This is a genomic window from Halomonas sp. 707B3 (assembly GCF_024158645.1).
GTDB classification, from domain to species: Bacteria; Pseudomonadota; Gammaproteobacteria; order Pseudomonadales; family Halomonadaceae; genus Vreelandella; species Vreelandella lionensis.
Window position 1 is genome coordinate 1 of sequence record NZ_JAMZBE010000268.1, and the last position, 2,192, is coordinate 2,192.

The 2,192-nt window shown below is 54.2% G+C and carries 3 protein-coding genes; 2 read left to right on the top strand and 1 reads right to left on the bottom strand.

The window, feature by feature from the left end; genetic code table 11:
* Positions 1-234, bottom strand: a 234-nt coding sequence (locus BIS10_RS18480; RefSeq protein WP_253507661.1) for a hypothetical protein, incomplete at its 3' end; no start/stop codon positions are given.
* 332 nt (positions 235-566) lie between these two features.
* On the opposite strand from BIS10_RS18480, the gene dctP reads away from it, so the two are divergent.
* Together dctP and BIS10_RS18490 are read left to right on the top strand one after the other, a co-directional pair.
* Entirely contained in the window at positions 567-1,670 is a 1,104-nt protein-coding gene (dctP, locus tag BIS10_RS18485; RefSeq protein WP_253507664.1) for a TRAP transporter substrate-binding protein DctP, read from the top strand.
* Positions 1,671-1,733: 63 nt separating this feature from the next.
* The coding region (locus BIS10_RS18490) for a TRAP transporter small permease subunit (protein WP_253507667.1) at positions 1,734-2,192 on the top strand (459 nt) is incomplete at its 3' end.

Genomic DNA, 2,192 nt, shown 5'->3' on the forward strand with positions numbered 1-2,192 from the left:
TGGTGATACGGGGGCCTGCTGGGTGTCGCCTACCCACAGAGGTGCCTGCCAGCCAGCGGCCTGCCACAGCGCCAGCGCCTGCTGGCGAGCCTGTTCAGGCGAGCCTTCAAGCCACACTAATCCACGCCAACCACGCCGTTTAAGGCGAATTGCATAATGAGTGAGCAACGCCGCCTGCTGTGCGACAGCAGCGCAGGGCTCTGGGATAGACTCGACATGGTATGACCCACCCATGGCAGCTCCTCAGGCAAAAATTCTCTTACAACTTTGGTTTAACAAAGCCGCACTTTTCAACGTTTTCTCACTCTTTAGCGGCCATAAAAAAACGCATATAATCTCAATAAACCAATGTTTTATATGTATTTTTTAAAATAAAACGCCGACATTTTACGCGTTAACTTCCTAGAATTACTGATATTGCGTTGCAGCGGGTGGAGTGTGCTAGCTTAGCAATTCAGCGCAGCGTTGTTTTACTTTACGTAAACGTCAGCCTGCTCGCTGTACTTTCCTGCTTTCAGGTCTCCAACACTAATAACGCTAACCGCCAAAGTACCAGGAAACACACAATGAAAAAGATTACAAAATTCGCATTGACCAGCCTTGCCGCTGGCGTCGCTTTCGCCGCCCTCACGTCTACCGCCCAAGCCCAAGAGCAGTGGACCATGACCACCACTTGGCCGGAGAACTTGGATCTGATCAAGATTGATCAGCACTGGGCCGAGCTGGTCAACCAGCTGGCCGGTGACGAAGTGCAGATCAATTTCCGTGCAGGCGGCACGCTGATGCCTGGCACCGAAGTGTTTGATGCCACCGAAACCGGTGCGATCCAAGCCGCAGGTGACTGGCCAGGCTACTGGGCCGGCCTGAACCCAGCGTTCTCGCCGCTGGCCACAACGACCAGCCTGTTTAACGCCGTTGACTATATCAACTGGATTCAGCAGTGGGGCGGCCGTGAACTCTATGAAGAGATCTATGGCCAGTACAACATGATGTACCTGCCCTACGCCGCCCTGAATAACGAGTCAGGCTTTATGGGCCGCACGCCGATTGAGAGCATTGCGGACCTGGAAGGCAAGCGCCTGCGTCTTTCTGGCCGTGACCAAGGTCGCGTGCTTGAAGAGCTAGGCGGTTCACAGGTCACGCTGGCCGGTGGCGAAGTGTACCAAGCCATTGAGCGCGGCGTGATTGACGCGGGTGAATTCTCCACCCCCGGCGTTGACTTCAATGCAGGCTTTGCCGAAGTAGCCGAGTACTGGGCCACCCCAGGCTGGCACCAGTCCGCTAGCGTATTCGGCGTCATGATCAACCTTGATGCGTGGAATGCGCTGTCAGAAGAGACTCAGCAAAAGCTGAGAATTGCGGCTGACGCCACCATGGCATGGTCACTGGCTTGGTCTGAGCGCGAATCCACAGACGCTACCCAGAAATTTATTGATGCCGGCGTTACCATCAATCAGTTCTCTGACGAAGACTTGGCGCGCATCCAAGAGATCACGAACGAAGTGATCGTGCGCGGTGCCTGTGAAAACCCAGACCACGCCAAGGTCTACCACTCCATGGTGACCTACCTTGAAGACTACGCACAATGGCGTGACGTGTCGGCTCCCTTCAACATGAGCCGTACCATGGAGAGCCTGCCCTCACTGGAAGAGATCGAAGCCTGCCTATAAGGCGCTTCTGTGCCGCCCCGGGGGACCGGGGCGGTTTTTTTGTGCTGACTGCGGAGATCTTCCATGAACGCGATTGCCAAGGCGATCGATGCATTTAACGAGCTGTTTGGCCGTATAGTCGCACCGTTAATTGCCATCATTACCCTGATTGTTCTGTACGACATTGCCTCACGTTTTTTCTTTGGCCGCCCCAGCGACTGGGCGTTTGACGTCACCAAAATGTTGTTTGGTGCTCACTTTATGCTGATGGCCGCTTATGGGCTGCGCCACCACGCTCACGTCGAGGTCGACGTGGTGAAGCGTCTGCTATCTCGCAAGAAACAGGCCGTGTTTGAAGTAATTGGATACCTCGTCTTTTTCGTTCCGTTTATTTGGCTGTTGCTCACCTATGGCTGGAGCTTCTTTGAGCGCTCTTTTTCCCGTGGTGAAACGACTTACGGCATGGTTTCAATTCCTGTTTATCCGGTAAAAGGCGTTATCGTCGTGGCAGCAGTGCTTATTTTGCTACAGGCGGTTGCCATC

What these genes read in the sequence shown, in the direction of transcription:
- dctP (WP_253507664.1), top strand. Translation starts at nt 567, where the DNA reads ATGAAAAAGATTACAAAATTCGCATTGACCAGCCTTGCCGCTGGCGTC.